This window comes from Ralstonia nicotianae, from assembly GCF_018243235.1.
GTDB lineage: Bacteria > Pseudomonadota > Gammaproteobacteria > Burkholderiales > Burkholderiaceae > Ralstonia > Ralstonia nicotianae.
In genome coordinates, this window is the sequence record NZ_CP046674.1 from 304,668 (window position 1) to 331,622 (window position 26,955).

At 68.0% G+C, this 26,955-nt stretch carries 28 protein-coding genes; 10 read left to right on the forward strand and 18 right to left on the reverse strand.

Annotation, left to right across the window (positions count from 1 at the left end; genetic code table 11):
• Positions 1-3: 3 nt before the first annotated feature.
• The 9 genes from gspD to gspG all read right to left on the reverse strand — a co-directional run bounded on the left by gspD (position 4) and on the right by gspG (position 8,646).
• Complete coding sequence (gene gspD / locus GO999_RS01315) at positions 4-2,424, reverse strand: type II secretion system secretin GspD (RefSeq protein ID WP_021154965.1); 2,421 nt, start codon at positions 2,422-2,424, stop codon at positions 4-6.
• A gap of 33 nt (positions 2,425-2,457) precedes the next feature.
• Positions 2,458-3,309 (reverse strand): type II secretion system protein N, encoded by an 852-nt coding sequence (gspN, locus tag GO999_RS01320; protein WP_058908063.1) that lies wholly within the window; start codon positions 3,307-3,309, stop codon positions 2,458-2,460.
• Positions 3,310-3,312: 3 nt separating this feature from the next.
• Positions 3,313-3,891, reverse strand: coding sequence for a type II secretion system protein M (locus tag GO999_RS01325; protein ID WP_011003003.1), 579 nt, complete (start codon positions 3,889-3,891; stop codon positions 3,313-3,315).
• Between the two features lie 11 nt (positions 3,892-3,902).
• Entirely contained in the window at positions 3,903-5,333 is a 1,431-nt protein-coding gene (gene gspL, locus GO999_RS01330; protein WP_211906489.1) for a type II secretion system protein GspL, read from the reverse strand.
• 141 nt (positions 5,334-5,474) lie between these two features.
• A complete protein-coding gene (gspK, locus tag GO999_RS01335) occupies positions 5,475-6,533 on the reverse strand; it encodes a type II secretion system minor pseudopilin GspK (RefSeq protein WP_011003001.1) in 1,059 nt (352 codons plus the stop codon).
• Between the two features lies 1 nt (position 6,534).
• Entirely contained in the window at positions 6,535-7,257 is a 723-nt protein-coding gene (locus tag GO999_RS01340) for a PulJ/GspJ family protein (RefSeq protein ID WP_211906490.1), read from the reverse strand.
• Positions 7,238-7,645 carry a type II secretion system minor pseudopilin GspI gene (gene gspI / locus GO999_RS01345; RefSeq protein ID WP_019718950.1) on the reverse strand — a complete coding sequence of 136 codons (408 nt, stop codon included), beginning with the start codon at positions 7,643-7,645 and terminating at the stop codon, positions 7,238-7,240. Before gspI ends, GO999_RS01340 begins: the two co-directional genes overlap by 20 nt.
• Positions 7,642-8,139 carry a GspH/FimT family pseudopilin gene (locus GO999_RS01350; RefSeq protein WP_011002998.1) on the reverse strand — a complete coding sequence of 166 codons (498 nt, stop codon included), beginning with the start codon at positions 8,137-8,139 and terminating at the stop codon, positions 7,642-7,644. The genes gspI and GO999_RS01350 overlap by 4 nt, the downstream gene beginning before the upstream one ends.
• Positions 8,140-8,175: 36 nt before the next feature.
• Positions 8,176-8,646, reverse strand: coding sequence for a type II secretion system major pseudopilin GspG (gspG, locus tag GO999_RS01355; protein ID WP_011002997.1), 471 nt, complete (start codon positions 8,644-8,646; stop codon positions 8,176-8,178).
• Positions 8,647-8,818: 172 nt separating this feature from the next.
• Between gspG and GO999_RS01360 the strand changes: the two genes are divergently transcribed.
• Positions 8,819-9,505: a general secretion pathway protein GspC gene (locus tag GO999_RS01360; RefSeq protein ID WP_020832927.1), complete on the forward strand. Its 687-nt coding sequence runs from the start codon at positions 8,819-8,821 to the stop codon at positions 9,503-9,505.
• A gap of 132 nt (positions 9,506-9,637) precedes the next feature.
• On the forward strand, positions 9,638-10,222 hold the full coding sequence (locus GO999_RS01365; RefSeq protein ID WP_011002995.1) for an EF-hand domain-containing protein: 585 nt from the start codon (positions 9,638-9,640) through the stop codon (positions 10,220-10,222).
• Between the two features lie 90 nt (positions 10,223-10,312).
• On the opposite strand, the gene hppD is transcribed toward GO999_RS01365, so the two are convergent.
• Positions 10,313-11,416 carry a 4-hydroxyphenylpyruvate dioxygenase gene (gene hppD, locus GO999_RS01370; protein WP_211906491.1) on the reverse strand — a complete coding sequence of 368 codons (1,104 nt, stop codon included), beginning with the start codon at positions 11,414-11,416 and terminating at the stop codon, positions 10,313-10,315.
• Between the two features lie 160 nt (positions 11,417-11,576).
• Here hppD and GO999_RS01375 point away from each other — a divergent pair, with 160 nt between their 5' ends.
• Together GO999_RS01375 and GO999_RS01380 are read left to right on the forward strand one after the other, a co-directional pair.
• A complete protein-coding gene (locus GO999_RS01375; protein WP_011002993.1) occupies positions 11,577-12,065 on the forward strand; it encodes an Lrp/AsnC family transcriptional regulator in 489 nt (162 codons plus the stop codon).
• Positions 12,066-12,395: 330 nt separating this feature from the next.
• Positions 12,396-14,390, forward strand: coding sequence for a S8 family peptidase (locus tag GO999_RS01380; RefSeq protein ID WP_211906492.1), 1,995 nt, complete (start codon positions 12,396-12,398; stop codon positions 14,388-14,390).
• Positions 14,391-14,452: 62 nt separating this feature from the next.
• Here GO999_RS01380 and GO999_RS01385 read toward each other — a convergent pair whose 3' ends face one another.
• The 3 genes from GO999_RS01385 to GO999_RS01395 form a co-directional block, all read right to left on the reverse strand.
• Complete coding sequence (locus GO999_RS01385; RefSeq protein ID WP_011002991.1) at positions 14,453-14,848, reverse strand: SgcJ/EcaC family oxidoreductase; 396 nt, start codon at positions 14,846-14,848, stop codon at positions 14,453-14,455.
• A gap of 129 nt (positions 14,849-14,977) precedes the next feature.
• Positions 14,978-15,466 (reverse strand): cupin domain-containing protein, encoded by a 489-nt coding sequence (locus tag GO999_RS01390; RefSeq protein WP_011002990.1) that lies wholly within the window; start codon positions 15,464-15,466, stop codon positions 14,978-14,980.
• 218 nt (positions 15,467-15,684) lie between these two features.
• Positions 15,685-16,380 carry a GNAT family N-acetyltransferase gene (locus GO999_RS01395; RefSeq protein ID WP_011002989.1) on the reverse strand — a complete coding sequence of 232 codons (696 nt, stop codon included), beginning with the start codon at positions 16,378-16,380 and terminating at the stop codon, positions 15,685-15,687.
• Between the two features lie 399 nt (positions 16,381-16,779).
• Between GO999_RS01395 and kefF the strand changes: the two genes are divergently transcribed.
• Both kefF and kefC read left to right on the forward strand, forming a co-directional pair.
• A complete protein-coding gene (gene kefF, locus GO999_RS01400) occupies positions 16,780-17,328 on the forward strand; it encodes a glutathione-regulated potassium-efflux system oxidoreductase KefF (protein WP_020425264.1) in 549 nt (182 codons plus the stop codon).
• Between the two features lie 33 nt (positions 17,329-17,361).
• Complete coding sequence (gene kefC / locus GO999_RS01405) at positions 17,362-19,260, forward strand: glutathione-regulated potassium-efflux system protein KefC (protein ID WP_071507736.1); 1,899 nt, start codon at positions 17,362-17,364, stop codon at positions 19,258-19,260.
• 21 nt (positions 19,261-19,281) lie between these two features.
• Here kefC and GO999_RS24565 read toward each other — a convergent pair whose 3' ends face one another.
• Positions 19,282-19,698 (reverse strand): hypothetical protein, encoded by a 417-nt coding sequence (locus tag GO999_RS24565; RefSeq protein ID WP_019718942.1) that lies wholly within the window; start codon positions 19,696-19,698, stop codon positions 19,282-19,284.
• Between GO999_RS24565 and GO999_RS24570 the strand changes: the two genes are divergently transcribed.
• A complete protein-coding gene (locus GO999_RS24570) occupies positions 19,697-19,957 on the forward strand; it encodes a hypothetical protein (RefSeq protein WP_249215048.1) in 261 nt (86 codons plus the stop codon). The two genes, GO999_RS24565 and GO999_RS24570, sit on opposite strands and share 2 nt — an antisense overlap.
• A 304-nt stretch (positions 19,958-20,261) precedes the next feature.
• Here GO999_RS24570 and GO999_RS01415 read toward each other — a convergent pair whose 3' ends face one another.
• Complete coding sequence (locus tag GO999_RS01415) at positions 20,262-21,056, reverse strand: DUF1835 domain-containing protein (RefSeq protein WP_011002985.1); 795 nt, start codon at positions 21,054-21,056, stop codon at positions 20,262-20,264.
• A 197-nt stretch (positions 21,057-21,253) separates the two neighbouring features.
• Here GO999_RS01415 and GO999_RS01420 point away from each other — a divergent pair, with 197 nt between their 5' ends.
• Complete coding sequence (locus GO999_RS01420) at positions 21,254-22,564, forward strand: M20/M25/M40 family metallo-hydrolase (RefSeq protein WP_058908056.1); 1,311 nt, start codon at positions 21,254-21,256, stop codon at positions 22,562-22,564.
• Positions 22,565-22,736: 172 nt separating this feature from the next.
• Here the strand turns inward: GO999_RS01420 and GO999_RS01425 are convergent, their stop codons facing one another.
• A complete protein-coding gene (locus GO999_RS01425; protein ID WP_011002983.1) occupies positions 22,737-23,015 on the reverse strand; it encodes a hypothetical protein in 279 nt (92 codons plus the stop codon).
• Positions 23,016-23,504: 489 nt separating this feature from the next.
• On the opposite strand from GO999_RS01425, the gene GO999_RS01430 reads away from it, so the two are divergent.
• Together GO999_RS01430 and GO999_RS01435 are read left to right on the forward strand one after the other, a co-directional pair.
• The gene (locus GO999_RS01430; RefSeq protein ID WP_011002982.1) at positions 23,505-24,635 is read left to right on the forward strand and encodes a porin; all 1,131 of its coding nucleotides are present in this window, start codon (positions 23,505-23,507) and stop codon (positions 24,633-24,635) included.
• A gap of 130 nt (positions 24,636-24,765) precedes the next feature.
• Positions 24,766-25,791 carry a Bug family tripartite tricarboxylate transporter substrate binding protein gene (locus tag GO999_RS01435; RefSeq protein WP_016721987.1) on the forward strand — a complete coding sequence of 342 codons (1,026 nt, stop codon included), beginning with the start codon at positions 24,766-24,768 and terminating at the stop codon, positions 25,789-25,791.
• A 3-nt stretch (positions 25,792-25,794) separates the two neighbouring features.
• On the opposite strand, the gene kdpE is transcribed toward GO999_RS01435, so the two are convergent.
• Positions 25,795-26,499, reverse strand: a complete 705-nt coding sequence (kdpE, locus tag GO999_RS01440; RefSeq protein ID WP_011002980.1) for a two-component system response regulator KdpE — start codon at positions 26,497-26,499, stop codon at positions 25,795-25,797.
• A gap of 82 nt (positions 26,500-26,581) precedes the next feature.
• Positions 26,582-26,893, reverse strand: coding sequence for a high-potential iron-sulfur protein (locus GO999_RS01445; protein ID WP_011002979.1), 312 nt, complete (start codon positions 26,891-26,893; stop codon positions 26,582-26,584).
• Between the last annotated feature and the right edge of the window lie 62 nt (positions 26,894-26,955).

Here is a 26,955-nt window from a genome sequence, read left to right on the forward strand (position 1 = left end):
GTCTCAGCCGCCATTGCGCGGCGCGTTGCCGTCATACCCGCCCGAGGTGGGCGGCGCGAAGTTCTGCAGGCGCGGCTCGCTGCGCGTGGTCCCCTGCGGCATCGGTGCGCCGGGCGGCACCTGCACGCCGGTCTGGCCCTTGGGCACCACCGAGACATCGCCGTAACTCTGCGCCGGGCGCATCGACTCGGGCGACGGCAGCACCGGCGTATCGCGGTCGGAGGTGGTCGGCAGCACATTGGGCGAGACGAAGCCCTGCTGCGCATCGCGCATGTAGTTGTAGCGGTTGTCCGACAGCGCGCCGGTCGCCTCGGCCGTGCGCAGGATGTACGGGCGCAGGAACACCAGCAGGTTGGTCTTCTTGCGCGTCTTGCTCTCGGAGCGGAACAGCGCCCCGAGCACGGGAATGTCGCCCAGGCCCGGCACCTTCTGCTCGCTGTCCTGGTAATTGTCTTCCAGCAGGCCGCCCAGCACGATCACCTGGCCGTCGTTGGCGATCACGTTGGTCTCGATCGAGCGCACGTTGGTGGTCGGGCCCTGCGTCGCGTTCTGCGTGCCGTTCACCACCGCCGACGACTCCTGGAAGATCTGCATCTTCACCATCCCGCCGTCCGTGATCTGCGGCTTGACGCGCAGCGTGATGCCCACGTCCTTGCGGTCGAAGGTCTGGAACGGCGTGACGGATGCCGAACTGCCGGTCTGCGCATACGAGCCGGTGGTGATCGGCACGTTCTGGCCGATCAGGATCTTGGCCTCTTCGTTGTCCAGCGTGATCAGGTTGGGCGTCGACAGCACGTTGACCGAGCCGTCGGAGCCCAGCGCGGAGAGGATCGCACCCAGGCCCGTGTTCTTGTTGAACACGCCGAAGTTGCCGCCGTTCAGGCCGCTCACATTGCTGCCGGTGATGCTGCCCAGGGCGGTCTGCGCAGCCGTGCTGCCGATGCCGCCGCTGCCCACCGTGGCCGCGATCACGCCCAGGTTCAGGATGTTGCCCACGCCGCTGCCGAAGTTGGTGCCGCCGAAGCCGTAGGTGTTCGGTCCGCCCGCGCCCACCATCCACTGGATGCCCAGCTGCGACGCCTTGTCGGAGGTCACCTCGACGATCATCGATTCGATATAGACCTGCGCGCGGCGCGCGTCGAGGTCGTCGATCACCGTGCGCAGATTGCGGTACACCGGTTCGCTGGCCGTGATGATCAGCGCATTGGTGGCCGGGTCGGCCTGGATGATGCCGCCGGTGGTCGGCAGGTTGCTCTGGCCGAACGAGGCGCGGAACGACGAGTTGCCGCTGCCCATGCCGCTGCTGCTACTGCCCGAGCTGCTGCCGTAGCTGCCGGTCTGCGTGTTCTGGCTGGTCTGCGTGCCGGTGGTGGCGGGCTGCTGCGCCTGCGCGCCCTGCGCCGCGCTCTGGCCGCCCGGGCCACCGGACTGCGAGGCCGACAGCGTGGCATCGGCCGCCACGATGGCGCGCAGCGTGGTCGCCAGCTGCACCGCGTTGGCGTTCTTCAGCGGCACCACCCAGATGTTGCCCGGGCGCGTGCCCGGCACGTCCAGCTTGGCCAGCAGCTGCTTGGCTTGCGCCATGCGCGCGGCGCTCGAGGCGCGCACCAGCACGCTGTTCGAGCGCGGCTCGGCCACCACCGAGGTGCGCAGGCTGGGGTCGGCCAGTGCCGCGCCGGCGCCCGCGCCGCCCGCCGTGCCGCTCGGGTCCAGCAGCTTCTGCAGCGTCGCGGCCGCGTCGATGGCCACCGCGTTCTTCAGCGCAATCAGCTCGGTCTCGCCGGCCGCCGGGCTGTCGATCGAGGTGATGATGCGGGCGATGCGGCGCAGGTTGTCGGCGTAGTCGGTGATGACCAGCGTGTTGTTGGCCGGGTAGGCGGTGATGGTGTTGTTCGGCGCGATCATCGGCCGCAGCACCGGCACCAGGTTGTTGGCCGATTCGTATTGCAGGCGGAACACCTGCGTGACCACCTGCTCGCCGCCGCGCGCGCCGCCGGGGCCGACGCTGGTCGGCGAGCCCTGCAGCTTGGCGTCGGCCTCGGGCACCACCTTGGTGAAGCCGTTGCCTTCCACGATGGCGTAGCCTTGCATGCGCAGGATCGAGCCCAGCGACTCCAGCGCCTGCGCGCGCGTCACCGGCTTCTCGGTGACGAGGTTGACGGTGCCCTTGACGCGCGGATCGACGATGAAGTTCTTGCCGGTGGCCTGGCCGACCGCCTTGACCACGGTCTCCAGGTCAGCGTTGACGAAGTTCAACGAGACTTCATCGCCGGGGTTGCTCGCCGCCGGTGCCTGGCTGGCGGGCGGGGCCGCAAAGGCGGGCGTCACGGGCAGCGAACCGGCCACCATCGTTGCGCAGCATGCCAGGACAATGGCGCGGACGGTGTGTCGGGAAGAGGCGTTGTGCATGGTCTCGTCGTTCATGGATGCCGGCGCCGCGTGGCGTGCGCCGGCTGGTCAAAAGCGTAGGCGATAGCCCGTGCCGTCGCGCGGGCCCATCAGGCTCAGCAGCCCGATCAACAGCGGTTCCGACTCCGGCGTGGCACGCGCCACGCCGTCAAAATGCGCACCCCGGCCCACCGTTCCCTGGCCCTGCAGCGATAGCGGGCCGGTGAGGGTCGACAGCGTCAGCCGGGCCGGTCCGCCCGCCGCGCCGCCGAATGCCAGCTCCGCGCGGTAGCTGCCCAGCGGCCGCACGCGGCTGAGGCTGGATGATACCTGCTCGAGCATGAGGGTCAGCGCGCCCTGCATCGTGTCCGGCGCGCCCTTGCCGTGCCCGAACCGGCCGGACAGCGGCGTCCATTGCGCGCGCAACTGGCCGTCCAGCCTGAGCGTGTTGAACGGCGCACCGATGCCCGCCAGCAGCGAGGCCGGCAGCGTTATCGCCCCGGCATCGGCCTGCCAGCCGTCGCGCGATACCGCCAGCGTGACCGGCTGCGCCATCGCGCGGTCGTGCGTCAGGTGGGCGCGCACCGTGCCCGTGAGCAGCGGCCAGGCATCCAGCGACCACGACAGCCGCCCGGGCAGCACCGTCGCATCGGCGGTGCCGGGGCCTGCGGTCAGCGCCAGCGTGGCGCTGCCTTGCCAGAGACTGCCCTGGGCATCGGCCAGCAGCACGCGGTGGCCGGTGGCCTCGGCCACGCGTTCGGCCGCCCATGCGGCCGGATACTGCGCCACCACCGTCACGGCCACCGCGGCTAACGCGGCCGCGGCCGCGCCGATGCGCCAGCCCAGACCCGCACGTTCGTCTTCGTCCGGCCCGCGCCGTCGCAGGCGCAGCGGCGGCAGCGCTTCGATGCTCACCGGCACGCGTCAGTAGCCGCTGGCGCCGGCGCCCGGCCCTTGCAGCGTTGCCGTGACGTTCACCAGCGCGGTCGCGCCCACGTAGCGGATGCTGGCGTCGATCACCTTCATGCGCTGCGCCTGCCGCACTTCCTGCAGCCACTCGGCCACCGCGCCGAACGGAACCTTGTCGAGCTGCACCTGCACGCTCTCGCCGGACAGGGCCATGCGCGTGGCCTTCAGTCCGTGCGCGGTCAGGCTGGTGTTGAGCGCGTCCTGCAGGTCGTTGCCGTGCGGCACCGGCGTGGCGGCAATGGCGGACAGCTCGCGCGCTTCCTGGCCGAGCGTTTCCATCTCGGCGAGCTGGCCGCGCATTTCGGGCAGCGCCTTTTCGATGCGCCGGCGGCCTTCGAAGGCCGGCTCCCAGAACAGCAGATAGACGATGACCAGCAGCAGGATCGCGCCGCCGCCGGCCAGGATGCGGCGCTCGCGCGGCTCGCGCTGCATCCAGAAAGCGGCCACGGCATCGCGCAGCGCGTCGGGCACGCCGATGCGGGGCAGCCGGCGGCGCCCGCCGGAGGCATTGGAAGCGTTGGGGGAAGTTGCCATACGAGCGATCGTTATTGCGCGATGGAGACCGTCCAGCGCGAGCCGGGCACGGCCGCTTCGCCGCCGCGCGGTGCTTCGGCGGTCTCCATCTTCAGGCCGACGGTGGCGGCGGCCGTGCGCAGCATGTTGGTGTCGGTGCCTTCCTTGAGCGTCACCACCAGCGCGCGGCCGTGGTAATCCAGCGCCAGCAGGGCATCGGGTGCGAGGCCGGCGGCCGCCTGGGCGAAGCGGTCGGCCAGCGGCAGAAAGTCTTCCGGCGCGGCCTTGCCGGCCGCCAGCCGCAGTTGCTGGACCTGGCGCCGCATCTGCGCGGGCGGATCGAGAATCACCGGCGTGTTCGGGAAGGCCGTCTGCAGCTGGGTGCGCATCGCCGCATCCAGCCGCTTCTGCTCGGCGCGCAGCGTCAGCCATTGCGTGTTCATGCCGATCAGCTGGGCGACCGCGATCAGCACGGCCAGCGCGATCGGCAGGCGCCAGGCGCTCCAGTCCATGCCGGCGATGCCGCCATGCGCGAAGTCGAACTGGCACAGGTCGGCATCGCCGCCGGCCAGCGCGGCGCGGGCGCTCGCGGCCCAGACCGCCCAGTCCAACCGGGCCGCGGCCGGGTCGGTGGACAGCGTCGGTGCCAGTTCGCGCAGGGCGGGCGACACCATCAGCCGCGCCGGCGCCGGGGCGATCGCCAGCCAGTCGGCGACGTGCGCGGGCAGCACGCGCAGGCCGTAGCCGTCGGCGTGGTCACTGCGCACGGTGATGTCGACGGCGGGGAGCGCATCGGCGTCGGACGCCGGCGCTGCGTCGAGCGCGATGGTAGTGATGGCGGCCGTGGCCGGGCTCGGCGCTTGCGCCGTCGCCTCGGCAGCTTCGGCGGCGACCGGCTTGAGCGAGGGCTCGGTGTGCGCCTGTGCGGCATCGGCATTGCCGACGGCGGCGACCGGCGCCGGCGCTTCAAGCGGCAGGCACAGCTGCGCAGGCAGCAGATGGCAGCTGCGGTGCTTGTGTCCCGCCACGCTGTCGAGCACGAAGCGGATCCAGGCGCGGTCGGCGATCATCAGCGCGCGCGTTTGCGGTTCGCGCGGCGCGCGCCAGCCGTGCGCGGGCACGGTGCCCAGGCGCGGGCCGAGCGCGATATGGCATTGCTGCGCGTCCTGCACCAGCCGGTCTTCCACCAGGTTGGGCAGGGCCAGGCGCAGCTTGGGCAGTGCCAGCGGCGGCACCGATGCCGGCACCAGCAGCACGTCGGCGGCGGGCAGCATCAGCACGAGCCGGTCGGCGGCGGGCAGTTCATCGACGCGCGAGGCACCTTCGCGCAGGATCCGCTGCGGTCCCTGTGCGCCTTCCTCGCGCACCAGCGCGAACGGCACGGACGCGAGCGCGCCCTGCGACCAGCGTTCGGGCGATTGGATGGGCCGGTGCGGCAGGCGCACGTACAGGGAGGTCGTCAAACCGCTCCTCGAATCAGAGTCAAAACGCTACCAAGTGGGAATGCCGGACTGCGCAAAAACCCGCGATGCTGAACGATGCGGATGACAATACGGCGAAGGCTGGGGGTACGCAACGTCCGTGCGAGGGGTATTGTGCCGCCCTCATGACGGAATGTTGTCGATGCGGCGGACCCAGACGATGCGGGTGGCGTTATTGTTGACCGGATCGCCGCGTGAAACAAGAGCCACCTGGCCCGCCTGCGCGCGCTCATGGCGCGCCATGCCGTAGACCAGGAAGTAGTGGGTCTGCACGTCCAGCAGGTTGGCCACGGCCGTGTTGTCCGCATTGGGAGCGATGCCGCGCAGCTGGTTGGTGACATCGCCGACGTTGCGGAAGTAGGCGCGGTCGCGCGCCTGCACCAGCGCGCGGGCGCGGTCCAGGCTCAGGCTGGGGATGACGGCGGCCAGGACCTCGGCCGGCGCGGTGTTGGCGTTGATCAGGGTGCGGGCGGGCAGCACGATCGCGAACGGCCGCAGCACGCGCACGGCATCCGCCGTATAGCCGGGGATGGCGAGCAGGCCATCGACGTCGTCCAGCGGGCGCGGACCGTTGCCGCTGTCACCGCCACCGCCGCCGCTGTCGCCTTGTCCTCCTTGCCCGCCTTCGGTCGACTGGATGCCGCCCAGCATGCGCGCCAGCCAGGTGGCTGTCACATCGGCGAGGCTGGGGTCCAGGTTGAGCGATTGCAGCAGCCGGGCGTACGCCTTGATGCCGTCCTTGTCGCGCCCGGTGACCACGGTGCGCGTGCCCAGCGTCTGCAGGGTCAGCAGGTTCATCAGGTTGAAGCGCGCCTGGGCATCGAAGATGCGGCCGGACAGGTAGGAGCTCTCGCCCGCCCCATCGGTGCGCAGCGAGCTGCCGAGAAAGTCCGACAGCCGGGTCTCCTGGATCGGCACCGCCCAGATTTCGCCCAGGTGGTCGACCGCGCCGGTGCGCCGCTGGTCGTCGCGCAGGATCAGCCGGGCCCAGTCGATGCCGGCGCGGGCAATCCACGTGGCCTGCGCCTTCAGGCGCTGGTTCTCCACCGCGCGGATCTCCACCTGCTGGCGCCACAGCATGCCCGAGACGATCACCACCGCCAGCGCCACCACCAGCAGGGCAGTGACCACGGCGGCGCCGCGTGGCTGTCGGGGCAGGGCGGGGCGGGAGCGTCGCATCATGTCAGAGCCCCGTCATGCAGATGCGCGTAAAGCGCTGCGGCGTGCCTTGCGGTGTCATGCGCACCAGCAGCGCCAACTCCACGGCCCGCACCGTGGCCACCGGCACCACCACGCTGGTGGCGGCGACGGCCGATGCACTGGCCGCGGACGCCGACGACAGCTCCGCCAGCGTGGTGGTGTTGCTGCCGCCCGGGAACAGCGCCGCCGACAGGGCGCCGGTGTTGTCCATCCAGCCGCCCGACTCGATCCAGGCGCGGGCGGCGATGCCGTCCACCGCGTCGGCCAGCTTGTAGACGGCCGCATTGGCGCCGCCCTGGCGCAGGTTGTCGAGCGCGCCGCGCAGGTCGCTGCGATTGGTGATGGGCGCGCTCTGCAAACGCTCCAGCCGTCCGTTGACGGCGCGATACAGCACCACCTGCCAGGCCGGCGGCTGCCCGTCGTCGCGCCGGTCGCGCACCAGCAGCACGCGGTCGGCATCGACCTCCACCGGCGGGCGCGCCAGCGTGGACGGATCGGCCAGTTGCGTGCAGTCGGCATCGAACTGCGCATAGGCCGTCTTCAGGGCCTCGATGCGCTCGTCGCGCTGGGCCAGCGCTTCGTGCGTGCGCGTCATGCTGTCCAGCCCGCGCCAGGCCAGCACGGCCAGGATCGCCAGCAGCGTGATCGCCACCAGCAGCTCGAGCAGGGTGAAGCCGCGCACGCGGTCAGAAGAGATTGCGCGCATCGTTGGGCAGCAGGGTGACCAGCCAGGCAAGGCGCACGGCACGGCCGGCATCGGCATAGACCGCGACCTCGACCCGGCGGAATACCGGATTGGGCGTGGGCGCGACCGTCTCTTCGCACCACAGCTGGGCGTCGCCCTGCGGGCAGGCGAAGCCGCGCGTGCCGGGTTCGGGATACGCATGCGCGAGCCGCAGGCCGGCGAGATGGTTTTCGGCGCTCCAGGTGGCCAGCATGCGCGTCTGCAGCGATTCGCTGGCGACGGTCATGCTGCCCATCGCGCGCATCGTGGCGGTGAGCGCGACCGCCACGATGGTCAGCGCGACCAGCACTTCGAGCAGGGTGAATCCATGCCGCCGCGCGGCCCGGCGGGTTCGGCTGGCTCGGCTCATGGCGCCTCGGTCAGTACGCGCGGGCCGCCGTCGGACACCACGTCGATGCGCGCGCCCCGGGACGACAGCGCCACGCGCCACGGCAGCCCGATCGCCTCGCGGCCGAACACCAGGCGCTGCGGCGCACCGGGCGCGGCGGCGGCACCGGCCACGATCTGCACGTTGTCCATCGGCTGGCGCCAGTGGCCGGGCGCCAGCACGTCGCGCGTCATCACGCGCCAGCCGCCGGGCGTCGACTCCAGAAAGCGCCAGCCCTGCGCGTCGCCTTCCCACGCCACCGGGCGCGCGGTGAGCTGCGCCTCTTCCTGGGCCAGCTCGATCAGGCGTGCCAGCTTCTGCGCATCGTCCGCCAGCTGCGAGCGCGGGTTGGGCGTGGCATTGACCGCCACCACGCCCAGCACGATGCCGATGATGACCACCACCACCAGCAGTTCCAGCAACGTGAAGCCGCGGCGCACGCGGGCTGCGCGATGTGGAGCGGGGCGGTGCTGCATGACGGATGTGTAAATGGGGATCGGCCGGTCAGTCGATCAATTGTCCCAGTTGCCGATGTCGGCATCGTTGGCGGTGCCGCCGGGCTGGCCGTCGGCGCCGTAGCTGAAGATGTCGACTTCGCCGCGCACGCCCGGGTTCAGGTACTGGTACGGGTGGCCCCACGGGTCTTTCGGCAGGCGTTCCAGATAGCCGCCGCCCTTCCAGTTGTTCGGGACCGGCTCGGTGGTCGGCTTGGTGACCAGCGCGGCAAGGCCCTGCTCGGTGGTCGGGTAGCGGCCGTTGTCCAGCCGGTACAGCTTGAGCGCCTGCGAGATGGAAGCGATGTCCTGCTTGGCCGCGATGATGCGCGCCTCATCGGGCCGGCTCATGATCTTCGGGACCACCAGCGCGGCCAGGATGCCGAGAATCACCACCACCACCATGATCTCGATCAGCGTGAAGCCGCGTGCCGCGCGACGGGCGAAGGCGCGTTGGCGGACGGGGGTGCGGAGTTGGCCTTGCATCATGGGTGAGAGATGGGTGGAAAAGGGGGGAGCACAGTATAGCCGCGACACTTGACCATAGCTGCCGTCGGGCGGTCTTGCCGGCCGGCGATCAGCCAAGCGCAGCCATCGTGTTCACCGATCCGGCATGAAGGGCAGCTAGAATCAGAAGATTCCCACGGTGGATCCGCCTTTCATGACCGTTCAACAGTCGTCCCGTCTGCTCAGCCTGGTGCTGTTCGCTGCCCTCTGTGCGCTGCTGGCCCACTGGGTGCTGACGCTGTCGTCGCTGCGCTCGCTGAGCGTGCCGCGCGAAGCGCGCGTGGCGCAGACCGAAGCGCTGGAAACCGGCGCTGCCGTCACGCTGTTCGGCGGCGGTCCGCAAAGCGGTCCGCGCGACGTGCAGGTCGCCGGCGTGGTGGCCGATCTGGTCGACGGCAGCGGCGCGGCCATCGTGTCGATCGACGGCGGCCCGCCGCAGGCCATCCGCGCGGGCAAGGCGCTGTCGCCCAGTCTGAAGCTGGTGGAGATCAAGGCCCGCGCGGTGGTGATCGAACGCAACGGCGTGCGCCAGGAGATCGCGCTGCCGGCCAGCGCCGTGGCCGGCGTCTCGCCTGCCGCGCGCAATGCGCCGCAGCCGCTGCCGCCGTCCGGCGCCGCCGCGCCGATGGCGACCCCCGCCATGCCGCCGCCCCCGCCCAGCGCCATGGTCGGCAATCCGGCCAACACCGCCATGCCGGGCGCCGCACTGCCGCTCACGCCGGCGCCGCCCAACATCAATGATGCCCAGAACGCGCCCCAGCTCGGCATCACCGGTCCGCGCCATCGTGGGGCCGCCGCTGCGCGCAAGGGCGTCGGCCCCGACGACGGCGTGGACCACTGATCCGTCCGCCTGTCGGTTGCGGCGTGCGCGTATTACAAGTCATGTCATGCGGTAACAGCGTGTAAAACACGGCAATGCGCGCGCATCCTCGGGTTCTAATCCCGTACACAGTGCATGTGAAAGGAGCTGAGCATGACCAACAAGCGCGTTGTCCAAACCTTCCTCGCCACCTCGGCCCTCTTCCTGGCCATGTCGGGCATGAGCGCCCGCGCACAGGACGCCAGCGCACCGGCGGCCGGAGCCCCGGCCCCCTCGGCCGCCGCGCCGATGCACCATCACGGCAGCGGATTCAAAAAGCTGGACACCAACGGCGACGGCATGGTCTCGCGCGACGAGGCGAAGGGGCATCGCTGGCTGGAAGACCACTTCGACGAGATCGACACCAACCACGACGGCCAGATCAGCAAGGATGAGCTCGCTGCCTGGCACAAGACCCACGCGGGCGAGATGCGCGGCAAGATGCAGGCGCGCCTGGATGCCAAGTTCAAGGCCGCCGACAAGAACGGCGACGGCGCGCTGACCCGGGAAGAAATGCAGGCCGGCCTGCCCAAGCTCGCCAGGCATTTCGACGAGATCGACGCCAACCACGACGGCAAGGTCACCGAAGATGAGATCCGCGCATTCATGAAGGCCCGCCACGATGCCCACCGTGCACAGCACGGCACACCGGCCGCAGCGGTCACGCCGGGCGGCCCGTCGGCTACCAAGGGCGAATGAGCGCGGCATCGGCCGGCGCCCGCAACAAAAAACGCGACCCGAGGGTCGCGTTTTTCATGGGAGCGTGCCGGGGCCTGGTGCGATCGGGCCTTAGGCCGGCTGATCCGCCTTCAGCACGCCGCGGCGCATCTGGTCGAGCTCGATCGACTCGAACAGCGCCTTGAAGTTGCCCTCGCCGAAGCCCTGGTTGCCCTTGCGCTGGATGAACTCGAAGAAGATCGGGCCCAGCTGGTTTTCCGAGAAGATCTGCAGCAGCAGGTCGCTCGGCGCGCCGTCGATCAGGATCTTGCGCTTCTTCAGCTCCGCCACGTTCTCGCCATGGCCGGGGATCCGCTTGTCGACCAGCTCGTAGTACGTGTCGATGGTGTCCAGCAGCTTGATGCCGTTGCCGCGCAGCGCGTCCACCGTCCGGTGCAGGTCGGTCGAGCCCAGCGCGATGTGCTGGATGCCCTCGCCGTGGTACATGTCCAGGTATTCCTGGATCTGGCCGGCCTTCTCCGTCCCTTCCTCGTTGATGGGAATGCGGATGTTGCCGCACGGGCTCGTCATGGCCTTGCTCTTCACGCCGGTGACCTGGCCCTCGATATCGAAATAGCGGATCTCGCGGAAGTTGAAGAAGCGTTCGTAGAACTCGGCCCACTCCTTCATGCGACCACGGTAGACGTTGTGCGTCAGGTGGTCGATGTAGGTCAGGCCGTGCCCGATGGGGTTCGGGTTGGCGCCGGGAATGGGCACGAAGTCGACGTCGTAGATACTGATGTTGCCGATGTCGCCGTCTTTGGCGCCGTTCTTGCCGGTCCAGCGGTCCACCAGGTAGATCAGCGAATCGCCGATGCCCTTGATCGCCGGGATGTTCAGCTCCATCGGGCCGCTGTGGGTGTCGAAGCCCCACGCGCCCAGTTCCAGCGCGCGCTGGTAGGCGAGGGCCGCGTCCTGCACGCGGAAGGCGATGGCGCAGATGGACGGCCCGTGAAGGCGCGCGAAGCGCTGCGCGAACGAATCGGCTTCAGCGTTGATGATGAAGTTGATGCCGCCCTGGCGGTACAGCGTCACGTTCTTGTGGCGGTGCTTCGCGATGGCGCTGAAGCCCATCTTCTCGAACAGCTTGCCCATGGCGACGGGGTCCGGCGCGGCGTATTCGATGAACTCGAAGCCGGCGGTGCCCATCGGGTTTTCCCAAGGCGGGAATGACATGGCGGAGCCTCCTGCGGGGTGCGGCGCTGGGGTCAGCGCTCAGGATTTGGACGATCCACGCAGTGTAGAAGTGTCCACGCACGCAAAAATTGCGAAGTTGTGCCCTCCTTGCTAAATTTGCGCAAGAAAATTGCCGAATGTTTTGGTGCGGAGCAACAAAATGAGCAAGGTGGAACTGGACAAGATCGACCGCAAGATTCTGGAGGTCCTCCAGAGCAATGGCCGTCTCACCAACCTGGAGGTCGCCGAGCGGGTGAATCTGTCGCCCAGCCCCTGCCTGCGCCGCATCCGCCGCCTGGAGGAAAGCGGCGTGATCCGCCAGTACGCTGCGCTGCTCGACCCGGGCAAGATCGGCCTGGGCCTGTCGGCCTACATCAACGTGCGGCTGGAGAAGCAGGGCGGCGCGCCCAAGGGCAAGGCGCCCTCCGACATTTTCCGCGCCGCCGTCGCCACCTGGCCCGAGGTCGTCACCTGCTACGCCATGACCGGCGAGATGGACTACCTGCTCAAGGTGTTCGTCGAAGACATGGACCACTTCGCCCGCTTCATCCGCGACCAGCTGCTGGCGCATCCGGCGGTGATCGACGTCAAGAGCAGTTTCGCGCTGGAGCGGATCAAGGATACGACCGCGTTGCCGGTCGTGGTTTGACGAGGCGCGCCGGGGCGGTAAGCGCCGCACGCCCTGGCTGAAGATGCCACTCCCGGAGGGCGGATGCGTTGCCCTGGCCTTGGGGGCGGCTGCCGGCTTAAAGTCGAATCCGGTTTCTTTTTCTTCTGGGTATAAAAAACACCGGATGATTATTGCAACCCCATGCATACCGCATGGCTTTCCGGTTCAATAAAACTCAACTGGCTTATCACTGGAGTCCTGCTCTCTTATATTGGGGCGTCCCCATTCAGGAGCGCCTCGGTGTTGAATTCAAGGATTTTAAAAACAGCATTATTCGTTGCATTATCCAGCGTATTTTCAGCCAGTGTGATGGCCCAGTCCGAGGTCCTGCCGTCGAAGCCGGCCGGCTCGGCGGCGCCGAAGGTCGACGGCATCCCGTCGGGCCTGTCGCCGAAGGCGCGGGCGGAGCACAACGCCGCCAAGCTCGACGGCGCGTTGATTCGCCTGCGGCGCAATACCGCGCCGCGCGCGACGGCCGCTCCCAACAGCATTCTCGAGAGTTCGGCGGTGGTGGCCCGCTCCGGCAACTGCGTCGACGTCGACGTCATGACGCAGGGCGATGCCCAGCAGGCTGTCGCCCAGCTGGAGCGGCTGGGATTCCAGACGGCCGCGGTGTATCGGAACGTCATCAGCGGTTGCCTGCCCCTCGCGAAGATCGACGAGGCCGCGGCCATTCAGCAGATCCAGCGCATCAGCAAGGTGAGCCGGTCCACGCGCTCCGGCGTGGTCCAGGGCCAGGGCGACTACGCCCAGCTGAGCCGCTCGCTGCGGCAAGCGGTGAAGGGCCTGGGCATCGAGCTGACCGGCAAGGGCATTACCGTCGGCCTGATCTCGGATTCGTTCAACTGCAATAGCCAGCTCAACCAGGATGCACGCTACGTTGCACAGAACGGCCGCCAGGACACCATGGAGGACGATATCGCACGCGGTGAGCTGCCGGGCAACGGCCGCATCCGGATCGTGAAGGAGCTGCGCGATTGCACCGACGGCACGGACGAAGGCCGTGCCATGGCCGAGATCATCCACGACGTGGCGCCGGGCGCGGACATCGTCTTCTATTCCGGGAGCGCGGGGATGGCCGATCTCGCGCAAGGCATCGAGACGCTGGCCTTGCCGAAGAACAAGAGCAACGCCCAAGGCGTTGCCGGCGGCGGCGCGCAGGTCATCGTTGACGACCTCCAATATTCCTATGAACCCGCTTTCCAGTCCGGGATTGTCGGCGCGGCGATCGACAACGTGGTCAAGAACCACGGGATCGCGTACTTCACCGCCGGCGGCAACGATGGCGTAGGAGCGTCCCCTGTCTCGTACATCAACAACAACGCGCGCTTTGCCGACCAGCCGATCGATCCGAACGGCACCGGCACGCCCGGCCGTCCGCTGAACTTCGACCCCTCGGGCGCCAGCCAGGTGTTCTCCCTCCCGGTGCGGGCGACGCGCCAGATCGTCGGCTTCTACCGGTTCAGCCTCCAGCTTTACTGGGACCAGCCGTTCGACAACAGCACCAGCTCGCTCCAGGTGTGCCTGGCCGACAAGAACGGCAAGCCGTTCAACGTCATGCTCGACGGCGAGCCATACCCCAGCTGCACCGATGCCTCGGTGATCGGCCAGCAGGCCATTGCATGGGGGACGCTGCTGGGAACCGAGCCGGAAGCCACCCTCCAGGTCTTCCTGGTGGATGGCACGGCGCCGCGGCGTGTCCGTCTGCAGACCAGCCGGATCGTCATCGGCCAGTTCGGCACAGCGGATGCGGCCCTGTTCGGCCATGTCCTTTCGCCCAATGCGATCGCGACCGGCGCAGCCAATTACCTCGCGACGCCGATGTGCGATCCGTCGCTCAAGACCGCGCAGCTGGAGCGCTTCTCGTCGCATGGCGGCGGCCTGATGCTGTTCGACAATGACGGCCGCGCGCTGCCGCGCCCCGTTCTCGACGGCAAGCCGGACCTGGTCGGGCCGGACGGTGCGAGCTCGGTGTTTTTCGGCATCCAGGCCAAGGATGGCGACCGTGGCTTCGGCGTCTACAACCTGAACTGCCGCTACTACCCTGCCTATCCGTATCAGTTCTACGGCACTTCGGCCGCGGCGCCGCACATCGCCGGCGTGGCGGCATTGATGCGCCAGGCGGTACCCAAGGCTACGCCGGAGCAGATCTACAGCGCCCTGCGCAAGACGGCCGTGGATATGGATGCGCCCGGCCATGACAACGCCACCGGCGCCGGCTTCGTCCAGCCCGAGCGCGCGCTGCGCGAACTGATCTGGCAGGCGCTGAACCAGTATCGCTTCGCCAATCCGCCGGGACGATGAGCGTTTTGCCGTCACGCGCCGGAGGGTGAATCCGCCGGCGTGACCGGCCCGGCGCGCCGGCCTCAGGCCGGCTCCGGGTCGGGTACCACCAGGTTGGCGTCCCGCGCCAGCCGCCATCGCCCGTCGGCCTCCTTGCGCAGGATCGACAGGGCCGGGCCGGACCGATGCATCGCGGGGCCGCCTCCCAGTGGCGTGATGGTGATGCGCAGATGGTTGCGCAGGTAGGCCACGTCGCCGAACACCCGGACCTCCTGGATGTCGCTCGTGCCCTCGATGCGCACCGCCTTCATGCCCTCGGACATGGCCGCGAAGGCCTGCTTGCCGAAGGGCGGCTGCCCGGGGACGAGGAAGACCACATCGTCCGTCATCAGGTTCAGGACCGCCTGCAGGTCGCCGGCCTGGCTGGCGGCGAGCCAGTCGGTCACGACGGCCCGGATGGCGCGTTCGTCGTCGGTCATGGCGATCTGGGTCGGTGGTGGAGGGCGGTGCCGGCCACTGTACTACGTCGCCTTCGATGGCCGTCCGCCCGGACCAGTCTGCATGACAGCCAGCCCGAATCGCGCACGATGCGTGCCGGCTGACGGTGGCTAGGGCTTCGACGGATCATCCTTCGGATCGACGTAGTGGATATCCAGCGGCCCCGTGCTGTTGATCTGCACCACCGTCGCCGTCTTGGTGAACGCAAAATGATGCGCGCCGCCCGGCAGGTAATGGAAACCGCCGGTCTTGAGCGCGTGCGCTGCACCCATGTCCATTGCATCGCCGCCGCCCAGATAGAGCGTGCCGGAGATCACGGTCAGGGTTTCGGATTGTGTGTGCCAGTGCGGCGGGACCCTGTAGCCGGCCGGCGCCTTGATGCGGATGACGAAGGGGCCGTCCTTGCCGGGGTCGCCGTACAGCACGGCCAGCTTGGCGCCCTTGGGCAGCGTGGGCGGCGCATCGCTCCATTTCATGCCGGCGGGATTGATCATCGCCGTGTCGCCCATGCCGGTGTCCTGGGCGATGGCGGGCAGGGCACCCACCCCCAGCAGCACGGCCGCGGCCAGCAGCGGCAGCCGCACGGATTGCGTGTTCATCGTCGTCTCCTTCTTCTTGTCTCGGCATCGGCTCGCGGGCGACGGTGATGGCCACCCCTGGAGGGCGAGCGGTGCCTTGTCATCATCGTAGGGGAGGCGCCTGCGCGGCTGACAAGCGCGCAATTGCTCTAGGCAGGCGATGTGTCGCGCGGACGAAAAAAAACGCCCGGACAGTCCGGGCGTCTTGCTTGGTGGCGGCGGGCAGAGGCGCCGCGGAATCAGACGGTGCGCTTAAGCGGCAGCAGCGAACGCCAGAAGCGTTGGCCGAAGCGGCGCACGTCGCGCAGGTTGCGCTTGAGCAGGTAGTCGAGGTCGGCGACCTGTCCGTCGATCGCCTCGGTCAGCAGGCTCATGGTGTCGGCCGGCGGCAGCTCCAGGTAGGCATCGGCCTCGCCGTAGGCGTACTGCACGCGCATGCCGGCCTTCTTGGCGATGTGCATCATGGCCGCGTTGCGCGACAGGCAGTGCATATAGAGCGTGCGCACCTTGGTGTTGCGGCCGTGCATGGCCGCCCGCTGGAACAGCGCGCTGCCGACGCCCTTGCCGCGCGCGGACTCCAGCACCGACACGCCGAACTCCGCCACCCGGCCCTGCGGGTTGTCGCGCAGGTAAGCGAGGTGGCCGACGCCGACCAGGGTCAGGCGGTCGTCATAGACGCCGAACACTTTGTCGTGGTCGAAATCGATGCTGTCGACATAGGCTTCGATGACGTGATTGCCCACCACCTGGCCGAAGCGCAGCAGGCGGTCCTCGTCGCCCAGGGCGAGCAGGTGCTTGAGCAGGCGCGACCGATGATGCGCGGCGAGCTCGCGCACCAGCACGGTGGTTCGCGGCGAGCCTTGCGCCGCTTCGGTCTTGTCGATGTCGTCCTGGGTGACGACGCCGATGGCCTTGCTCAGTTCGAGCGGGTTCACGACAGCGTTTCCTTTCAGTGCCAGCCCGGTGGGCGGCGGATCATGAGACGAGGCGCCGACGGCACCCCGTGTCCACGCAAGCGGGTGTGTTTGCGTGTTGTGCAATGCATCATGCTATTTTAGGGCAATCGAGGATTGCCCGTAAGCGTGGTGTCAGCCTGCCGCTGGTTTTTCCCATCGGATCATTGATTTATCGCAGTCGGGCACGGTTCTCCGGCCTGTCGTTTTCCTGCAACTGGAAATGCTGCGTCGCACAATAAGAGGTGTGCCGATCGCTTGAGAATGGCGGTGAGGCCGATGCACCACCCGATCCGGCAATCCACGCCCTCGCGCCGCGCCACGATAGCCGTGCGAAGATGCGTCATCAAGACGCACCGCCTCCTGACTTTCCCGATCCCCATGCATCCGCCGCGCATTCTCGTGATCTACGCGCATCCCGCGCCGCGCCGCTCGCGCGCCAACAAGCCGCTGGCGCGCATGCTGGCCGGCCTGCCCGGCGTGGCCCTGCACGATCTCTACTGGCACTACCCCGAGTTCGACATCGACGCGCGCGCCGAGCAGCAGGCGCTGGAAGCCGCCGACCTGGTGGTCCTCCAGTTTCCGGTGCAGTGGTATGCCACGCCATCGCTGCTCAAGGAGTGGCTGGATGTCGTGCTGGAGATGGGCTGGGCCTACGGGCCGGGCGGCACGGCCCTGCGAGGCAAGCACATGCTGGTGCTGGCGACCACCGGCGGCCGCGCGCACGCCTACAGTCGGGACGGCATCCACGGCCACGCCTTCGACCTGTTTCTGTTGCCCTTGCAGCAGACCGCCGCCCTGTGCGGCATGCACTGGCTGCCGCCGCACGTGCTGCACGACGCCGACGACGCCTCGCCCGAAGTGCTCGATGCCCATCTCGAGCAGGTACGCGCCAGCCTGCAGCCATGGCTGGCGGCTGTACCCGCCTGATTCCGGCCTGACCCTTCTTCTCGATTCCGCTCCATGCAATCGCACGATCTGCTCGCCAATTTCGTCATCTACCTGGCTGCGGCGGTGGCCGTCGTACCCCTGGCACGCCGACTGGGACTGGGTTCGGTGCTCGGCTACCTGTTGGCCGGGGTGATCGTCGGGCCGTGGGGTCTGCGGCTGATCACCAATGTGCAGTCGATCCTGGATTTCTCCGAATTCGGCGTCGTGCTGATGATGTTCGTGATCGGGCTGGAGCTCGAGCCCGCGCGTCTGTGGTCGCTGCGGCGCAGCATCTTCGGCTACGGCGGGCTGCAGCTGGTGGTCTGCGCCCTGGCGGTCGGGCTGGCGGTGATGGCCGTCGGCCACCCATGGCGCGCGGCCGTGGTGGCGGGGCTCGGGCTGGCGCTGTCGTCCACGGCCATCGCGCTGGCCACGCTCGCCGAGCGCAACCTGATGCGCACGCCGGCCGGCACGGCGAGCTTCGGCATCCTGCTGTTCCAGGACATTGCCGCCATCCCGATGATTGCGCTGCTGCCGCTGCTCGCGCCCGACACCGGCGACACCGCGGGCGGTCACCACTGGCTGGCGGCGGCCAAGGCGGTGGGTGTGGTGGCGGCGGTCATCTTCGGCGGGCGGACCATGCTGCGGCCGGTGCTGCGCGCGATCGCCCGCACCAACATGCGCGAGATGTTCACCTCGTTCTCGCTGCTGCTGGTGGTAGGCATTGCGCTGCTGATGCACAGCGTGGGCCTGTCGATGGCGCTGGGCGCCTTCATCGCCGGCGTGCTGCTGGCCGATTCCGAATACCGCCACGCGCTGGAGACCGATATCGAGCCCTTCAAGGGGCTGCTGCTCGGGCTGTTCTTCCTCGCGGTCGGCATGTCGATCGACTTCGGTGTGCTGATGCGCCAGCCGCTGGCGGTGGTGCTGCTGGTGGCGGTGTTCCTGGTGGTGAAGATCGGCGCGCTGCGCCTGCTGGCGATGCGCTTCGGCATCGCGCGGGGACAGGCATGGCTGTTTGCCTTTCTGCTGTCGCAGGGCGGCGAGTTCGCCTTCGTGGTGTTCGGCCCCGGCGTGGCGGGCGACGTGCTGGGCGCGGAGACGGCGGCCACGCTGAACCTGGTGGTGGCCCTGTCGATGGCGGCCACGCCGTTGCTGCTGCTGTTCCACGACAAGATCCTGGCGCCGCGCCTGATGGCCGGCAAGACGCGCGCGCCGGACGCCATCGGCCCCCAGGACAACGAGGTCATCATCGCCGGCTTCGGCCGCTTCGGGCAGATCGTCGGCCGCCTGCTGTACAGCCAGGGCTATACCGCCACCGTGCTCGACCACGATCCCGACCAGGTCGACATGGTGCGGCGCTTCGGCTTCAAGGTGTTCTATGGCGATGCCACGCGCATGGACCTGCTGGAAACAGCCGGCGCCGATACGGCCCGCATCATGGTGGTCGCCATCGACGACATGGAGACCAGCCTGGAAGTGGTCGACCGCGTGCGCGAGCGCTTTCCGCGCCTGAAGCTCTACGTGCGCGCACGCAACGTGTCGCACGTGTACCAGCTGCGCGACCGTGGGGTCGAGGGGATCGAGCGGGAGATGTTCGAGGGTTCGCTGACACTGGCCCGGCACGTGCTGGAGGGCCTGGGCAAAGAGCCTTACGAGGCACTGCGCGTGGCGCAGACCTTCCGGCGCCATGCGTTGAATTCGATGGACCAGCTCTACCCGGTCTACCGAGACCAGAAGAAGCTGGTGCCGCTCGCCCAGCAGGGCCGCGAGGAACTGGCCGAGATGTTCCGGCGCGACCGGCTCCAGCGCAAGCGCCTGCGCGAGAGCGGCATGCCCTGGGGCGAAGGCGGCCCGCACACCGCCGGAGCGGATGCGCAGGATGCCGGCGACGGCGACGCCGCCGGGACACCGGCGGCGCACGAGGGCTGACCCCGTGCGCCTGCCCGCGTGTCAGCCGTAGACGCTGATGTTGCTGCCCACCGCCATCGACGAGGCCGACTGACCGGCCACGCTCTGCGCCAGCTTTTCCAGGAAATCCGTCAGCGACGGCGTGCTGGAACTGCTCGACGAAGACGTGCTGCCGGTGGTGCTGGCGCTGCTCGAACTGCTGCCCGAGCCCTGCATGTCGCTGACCAGCTTCTGGAAGTCCGACTGCAGCGTCGACAGCGCGCTGTTGCTCGACGACGAGGTATCGCCGCTCTTGAGCTGCGAGATCAGGCTCTGCAGGCCCGATGCCAGGTCGGAGCCGTAGCCCGACGTGCTGCTGGTACTGCTGGTGCTGGACGACGAGCTGTCGCTGCTGCTGGAGGTGGAGCTGCTGCTGGCGCTCTGCAGGGCGGAGAACAGGTCGTGCGTAAGCTTCTGCATGTCCTGGCCGACGGTCGAGCTGCTGCTGTCGTCGCTGTCGCCATCGTCGCCGGGCGGCGGGGGCGGCATGCCGCCGGGCGGAGGCGGCGGCGCGGAGGCGCTGGTCGTGCTGCTGGTGCCCGTGGTGCTGCTGGTGCTGCTGGTGCTGCTGGTGCTGTTGGTCGACGAAGCGGACGAGGTCGACGACGTGGACGAGGTCGACAAGCCAAGCTGGCTCAGCGCCTGCTCGATCGCCTGCATGAAACCGCCGCCGCCATGATGGCGGCGCACCGGCGTCGTGCTCGATGCGTCACTGGTGGAAGACGTCGAACTGGTGCTGGTCGACGACAGGATCGCGCTGGTATAGAGCGAACTGCTGCTGCTGACAGATGAGATGCTCACGATGTGTCCCCCCGGATCGGGATAGTTGGTGTTGCTTCCGGATTGACGGCCGAAGCGCATCGGCCTGAAGGCACACAATGAGGAGAGTCGGTGAAGAATGAAGGAGGGCGTGAAGCAGCGCGCCGGCGCGCCGGACTTCTTCCTTCAACGGCCCGGGCCGGCCGGACTTGAACGGATCGGGCTCAGACGGCGACGCTGACGTTGCGACGCAGTTCGCAGGTGGTCAGCGAGTCGGCCTCGCCGCGCAGCAGCAGTTGCCCGCTGCCGACCAGTTCGCGGCAGCGCCAGAACACGAACCAGTCGCTGGCCAGCAGCCCGTCGATGGCGCCCATGATGCTGGCGACCACGTCGCGCGCGGAGGCCCAGTCCGTCGGCACGTGCTCCAGGATCACTTCGTCCACGGTGGCGTACGACACCGGCACCAGGGTGTTGCCCTTCCACAGGCGCACGTCGGCGTTTTCGCGCACGGTCTGCTGCCATTCGTAGGCCAGCCGGCCGATGCGCAGCACCGACACCGGCGCGATCGTGGAAAAGCGCCGGGCCAGCCGGGCGCCCGGATACATGCCGATGGTCGTGAGCGCGCCTTGGGCGCCGGGCAGGTCCAGCTCACGCACGTCCATGCCGATTTCGTTGATCCGCTGCGGCGCCTGGTGCAGGTGGAATGCCACCCGGCGCAGCATCAGCTGGTCCGACGCGCTCTGGCCGTGCCAGATCGCCACTTCGGTGGTCGATTCGCGCAGCTCGGCCAGCGACGCCAGCGCGCCGTGCATCTCGCTGGCGAAATCGATATTGCTGTTGGGCGCCACGCGCTGCCAGAAACCGGAGCGCGCCATGGCAACGCCGTCGACGTCGGCCAGCGGCCCGACGGCGAGATCGTCGCGCAGAACCACAACGGAATCGGGGCGGCCGGCCTGGGCAAGCGCCTGCTTGAGCGCGGCGCCGGCGACATCGCCGTTGACGACATGGATGTATTGCATGGCGGCAATTGTAGCGACTGTGCAGGGGGCATGCTGTCGTTTTGCTCAGCACGGCCGATATTCCATTTGAGGTGCGTCATCTTCCCGCGCATCCCCATCCGAACAGGGGATGGCACCGCCGATGGCCCCCGGGCCGCCGTGCGAAAATCGGTGCTTTGTTGCAAACCATAACTAAGAGAACAGGTGAGGAAACTTCCATGAGAGCCACGTCGTTCGCGCGGGGAGTGCGCCCGGTCATGCTGTCCTTGCTGGTGGCGGCCGGCGCGCTGGCCGCGGGCCAGGCGGCCGCCGTGCCGCCGGCCGAGATCTACAAGCGCGCCCAGCAGGAGAAGCCGGCCCTGATCGACACCATGAAGACGCTGGTGTCGATCGAATCGGGCAGCAGGGACCTCGAGGGCCTGGACAGGATCGCAGGCGTGATCGCCGACCGCCTGCGCCTGCTGGGCGGTGACGTGAAGCTGGTCGACCCCACCGACCACGCCTACCGCATGGCCGACACCCCCGAGAAGATCGGCAAGATGGTGCTGGCGCGCTTCAAGGGCGAGGGCAAGCGCAACATCATGCTGATCGCGCACATGGACACGGTGTACCTCAAGGGCATGCTGGCGCAGCAGCCGTTCCGCATCGACGGCGACCGCGCCTACGGTCTGGGCATTGCCGACGACAAGAACGGCGTGGCGGTGATCCTGCACACGGTGTCCATCCTGCAGTCGGTCGGCTTCAAGCAGTACGGCACGCTGACCGTGCTGATCAACGGCGACGAAGAGATCAGCTCGCCCGGCGCACGCACCCTGCTGGCCAAGCTGGGCGCCGAGCAGGATGCGGTGTTCTCGTGCGAGGGCACGCGTGCCAGCACCGACAAGCTGTCGCTTGCCACCAGCGGCATCGGCGCGATCCTGCTGGATGTGAAGGGCAAGGCATCCCATGCGGGCGGCGCACCGGAGCAGGGCCGCAACGCCCTGTATGAACTGTCTCACCAGGTGCTGCAACTGCGCGACCTGTCCAACCCGCAGACGGGGCTGAAGGTCAACTGGACACTGGCCCAGGCCGGCACCAACCGCAACGTGATCCCCGCCACCGCGAGCGCCCAGGCCGATGTGCGCCTGCTACGCGCGGCCGACGCCGACAAGCTGGAAGACACCATCAACGAGCGCATCAAGACCCGGCTGATCCCCGATACGCTGGTCACGGTCCGGTTCGAACGCCGCCGGCCGCCGCTGGAGGCGACGCCGGCGTCGCATCGTCTCGGCGAACATGCGCAGAAGATCTACGGCGAACTCGGCAAGTCGCTTGAGATCGACGACAAGGCGGAGGGCGGCGGCACCGACGCCGCATTCGCCGCCTCCAGGACACAGGCGCCGGTTCTCGAGCGCTTCGGCCTGGCCGGCGCCGGCGCGCACTCGAACGAGGCGGAATATGTCGACCTGAACTCCATCGTGCCGCGCCTGTATCTGCTGTCGCGCATGATCATGGACGTCTCGCGCGACCGCGTGGGCGGCGCCCGGTAACATCGCGGCGAGGCGGCACACGGGGCCCGCCCATGCGCGCCGCCGATCACGCCGGACAAGTCTCCGCGATCGGCTCCCATGAAAAAGCCCTGCCGGCGCAACGCCGGCAGGGCTCGATCGGGCCAAGAGCGGGAAATTGAGGATGCCCTGAGTCGCGCCACCGGTGACCGTATCAGTTCGGCACCGGGTAGCCGTAAACCGTGCCGCCGGCTTCGCGGGCGCGGCCGGCCGGGTCGCTGCGCATGCCTTCGGTATAGGGGTCGAAACGGGCGCGGGCACCTTCGGTGTAGGTATCGAAACGACCGGTGCGCCCACCATCGCTGTAGACATCACGTGCTTCCCGCGCCGCCTGGCCGAACACCTCGATGCGTGCGGCCTGCGCCCATGCGCTGCCCGCCGCCAGGGCGCCCGCCGTCAGCAGGGCGGCCATACCAATCTGCCTGAGTCGCATGGCGAACTCCTTCTTCAACGGATTTTCGGTGCTGTTCTGAGTGCGTGGTCTTGTCGATGCCCTGCCACGGCCTGAAGCGTAGGCCAGGGGGGCGGACGTATCCACGGTGGTGCGACGAACGGTTTGTTGTGAGCGCTGAAACGATGCAAGCCGGTGTGAATGACGCTCAATTTCAGGGTTTAACAGGATTGCTTCTCGACCCTTTTGTTTAATTCTCGCCGCTTTTCAAATCAGCCTTTATTTTTGTGCACCACAGCAGGGCATAACGAGGCGGCAAGCCTTGCCGGAGGCCGTTTTGGTGCGATGCATTAGGAACGATGCGCGCTTACCACACTTGGGCGAATCATTCTGTGAATTGCTTTACCGCACTTAATGCCATTTGCTAAATTTCCCCGGCGTTTCCAACAAGGAAACACGGGAAATCTGGAGGAGCCCGCCTCATGCACACGGGAGCGGGCGTTTGACACACTTTCTTTTCAACGAGCCCACATGAAAAAGTCTGCCATTCTGGTTGCAGTCGGCGCCCTGTTCGCAGGTTCGGCCTACGCCCAATCGAGCGTGACGCTGTACGGCATTGTCGATGCCACCATTCACTACACCACCAACGCGAACCAAGCCGGCAACAGCCTGCTGCGTATGGACAACGGCGCGGTGTCCAACAGCCGCTGGGGTCTGAAAGGCTCGGAAGATCTGGGTGGCGGCAACAAGGCGCTGTTCGTGCTGGAAAGCGGCTTTGATCCGGACACCGGCCGCGTCAACAGCGGCGGGTTGTTCAACCGTCAATCCTTCGTGGGCCTGTCCAACAAGGACTACGGCACGCTGACGATGGGCCGCCAATACAACTTCGGCTTCACGATGGGCGGCAACTTCGACCCGCTGGGCGTGGGCAACTACGACGAAAACTCGTGGCTCTACTACGGCGTGACGGGTCTGCGCGTGTCGAACATGCTCAAGTACGAAGGCAAGTGGAACGGCCTGTACGTTGGCCTGGGCTACGGCTTCGGCGAGCAGGCCGGCAGCACGGCAAACAACCGCTACATGGGCGGCGCGGTGTCGTATGAATTCGGCCCGGCCCTGATCGGCGCGTTCTACCAGCAACAGCAGGATTCCACCGCCGCCGGCAACAAGCAGAAGGTGTGGGGTATCGGCGGCAACTACACCATTGGTGCTGCCAAGCTGTTCGCGGGCTACATCGACAGCAGCGATAACACGGGCTGCGTGAACAGCAGCACCTGCGCGGGCGACCGCAGCACCTTTGGCCTGAACCTGTATAACAACGCATCGGGTCCTGGTCTGACCCCGGGCGCCACCAAGCGTCGCGACCACATCGGTCTGGCTGGCCTGACCTACCAGGTCACGCCGGCGCTGGCGCTGACGGGTGCGTTCTACTACGACAGCATCAGCAACGCTGCGCTGGACGCCGGCAACGACGGCAAGCGCTACACCGGTGTCCTGCTTGCCGAGTACTCGCTGTCCAAGCGTACCCAGGTGTACGGCACCGTGGCCTACGACAAGGTCAAGAACGCTGCCATTCCGGAACAGCCGGGCGGCACGGGCACGGGCATCAACGCCAAGACCAACCAAATCGGTGTGGGCGCAGGCATCCGTCACATCTTCTGATCGGCGCAGTTTCTCGATCAGGAATGGAAAAGGCGCCTTTCGGGCGCCTTTTTCTTTGGGTACGCCAAGCGTGCCGGCCCGGGCATCCGCCTAAAATGCTGGTTTTCCGCTGACCTCTCACCATTGCGCCATGACGTCTGACGCCATTGTCACTTCCGCTGTCGCTGTCCGCTCCACCCGTCGCCGCCTGAGTGCGGCCGCCATGCTGCTATGCCTGGGCGCGCCACTGCTGTCCGCCGCGCCTGCCCTGGCACAGGACTACCCCACCAAGCCGATCCGCATCATCGTCGCGTACCCGACCGGGGGCATCTCGGACAACGTCGCGCGCGCGCTGGGCGAGAAGCTGGCGGCCCAGCTCGGCCAGCCGGTGGTGGTGGAGAACCGTGCCGGCGCCGGCGGCAGCATCGGCATGGATGCGGTGGCCAAATCGGCGCCCGACGGCTATACGCTGGGCTTTTCCGCAGTGAGCCCGCTTACCCTCAATCCGCACTTCGGCAAGCTGCCGTATGACCCGCAGAAGGACATCGCGCCGGTGGTCAACGTCATGTACGCGCCGATGATCCTGCTGGGCACGTCTTCCTTCACGGGCAAGAGCTTTGCCGACATGCTGGCCCAGTCGCGCGCCAAGCCGGGCACGATCCGCTGGTCGACCTCGGGGATGGGCACGGTCGGTCATCTGGCGCTGGAGCAGGTCAAGGTGCAGGCGCATGTAGACATCACGCTGATTCCGTACAAGGGCGGCGGCCAGCAGCTGACCGACGCGCTGGGCGGGCAGGTGGAGGTGATGTCGACCAACGTCGGCCCGACCCTGATGCAGCACATCAGCAGCGGCAAGCTGCGGCCGCTGGCGGTGGGTGCACCGCACCGGCTCGATGCGCTGCCTACGGTGCCGACCTTCGCCGAACTGGGTTACGCCAAGGCGAACATGGCCTCGACCTTCGGCGTGTTCGCGCCCGCCAAGACGCCCGCACCGATCATTGCGCGGCTCAACACCGAGATCAACAAGGCGCTGGCCGCGCCGGACCTGCGCGATCGACTCACGCAGGCTTCGGTGGTGCCGGTGGGCGGCACGCCCGAGCAGTTCACCGCCGCCATCCGCGCGGAATACGACAGCAACGGCCGCATCGTGCACGCGGCCGGTATCCGGGAGCAGTAAGGCTCAGGCGGCGAAGCGGTAGCCGACGCCGACTTCGGTCAGCAGGTGCTGCGGGCGCGCCGGGTCGCGCTCCAGCTTGTGGCGCAGGTGGCCCATGTAGATGCGCAGGTAGTGGCTGCTGTCCGAATGCGCCGGGCCCCAGACCTCGCGCAGCAGTTCGCGATGGGTCATCACGGTGCCGCGCCGGCCGAGCAGCACGGCCAGCAGGCGGTATTCGATCGGCGTCAGGTGCACCGGCTCGCCGTTGCGGCTGACCAGGCGGCGGGCCAGGTCGACCTGCACGTCGCCGAAGGCGATGATGCTGCCGCCGTCTTCGCCGCGCTTGGCATGGCGGCGCAGCAGCACGCGCAGGCGGGCGATCAGCTCGCCCACGCCGAAGGGTTTGGTCAGGTAGTCATCGGCGCCGGCGTCGAGGGCGTCGATCTTGTCGCGCTCGTCGACACGGGCGGACAGGACCAGCACCGGCACTTCCGTCCACGTGCGCAGGTCGCGGATCAACGACATGCCATCGCCGTCGGGCAGGCCGAGATCGAGGATCACGGCATCGGGCTGCCGCGTGCCGGCCTCGATCAGGCCGCGCGCGACGCGGTCGGCCTCGAACACCTCGCAGCCTTCGGCCTCCAACGCCGCGCGTACGAAGCGCCGGATGTGCGGTTCGTCATCGATGACCAGGACGGTGGGTGTGAAGGTGAAGGCCATGGCACGCATTGTAAATCCGTCCCTTTCCGGCGCACCAATGACAACGGACCCCGCAGGGTCCGTTGTCGCTTGCCGCGCGGGTGGACGGCGCTCAGGCTTTCTTCGCCCAGGCGCTGCACCAGCCCTTGTTTGCGACGTCCTTGCCGGCAAACAGCGGGCAGCCGCCCTGGGCTGCCGTGCCACCCTGGTAGAGCGCGCAATTGCCGCAGTGCTGGTCCGGGGCGTGTTTCGGATACTTGGCCTGGTCCACCTTGGTCGTGTCGGCCTTGTAGCCGAGGGCGGCGGCCTGCGGATCGGTCTCCGCGACCATCGGATTCGCCGCGCGGGCCAGGCCCGCCATGCCGACGGCGCCCGCGGCGGCCATGATGGGGATGCTCTTCAGGAATAGACGACGGTTGGACATTGCTGATTCCTTTGTGGGAGTGTGTTGTTGGTCGTCCTCGACGCTTGCCCGTGCAAGCACCG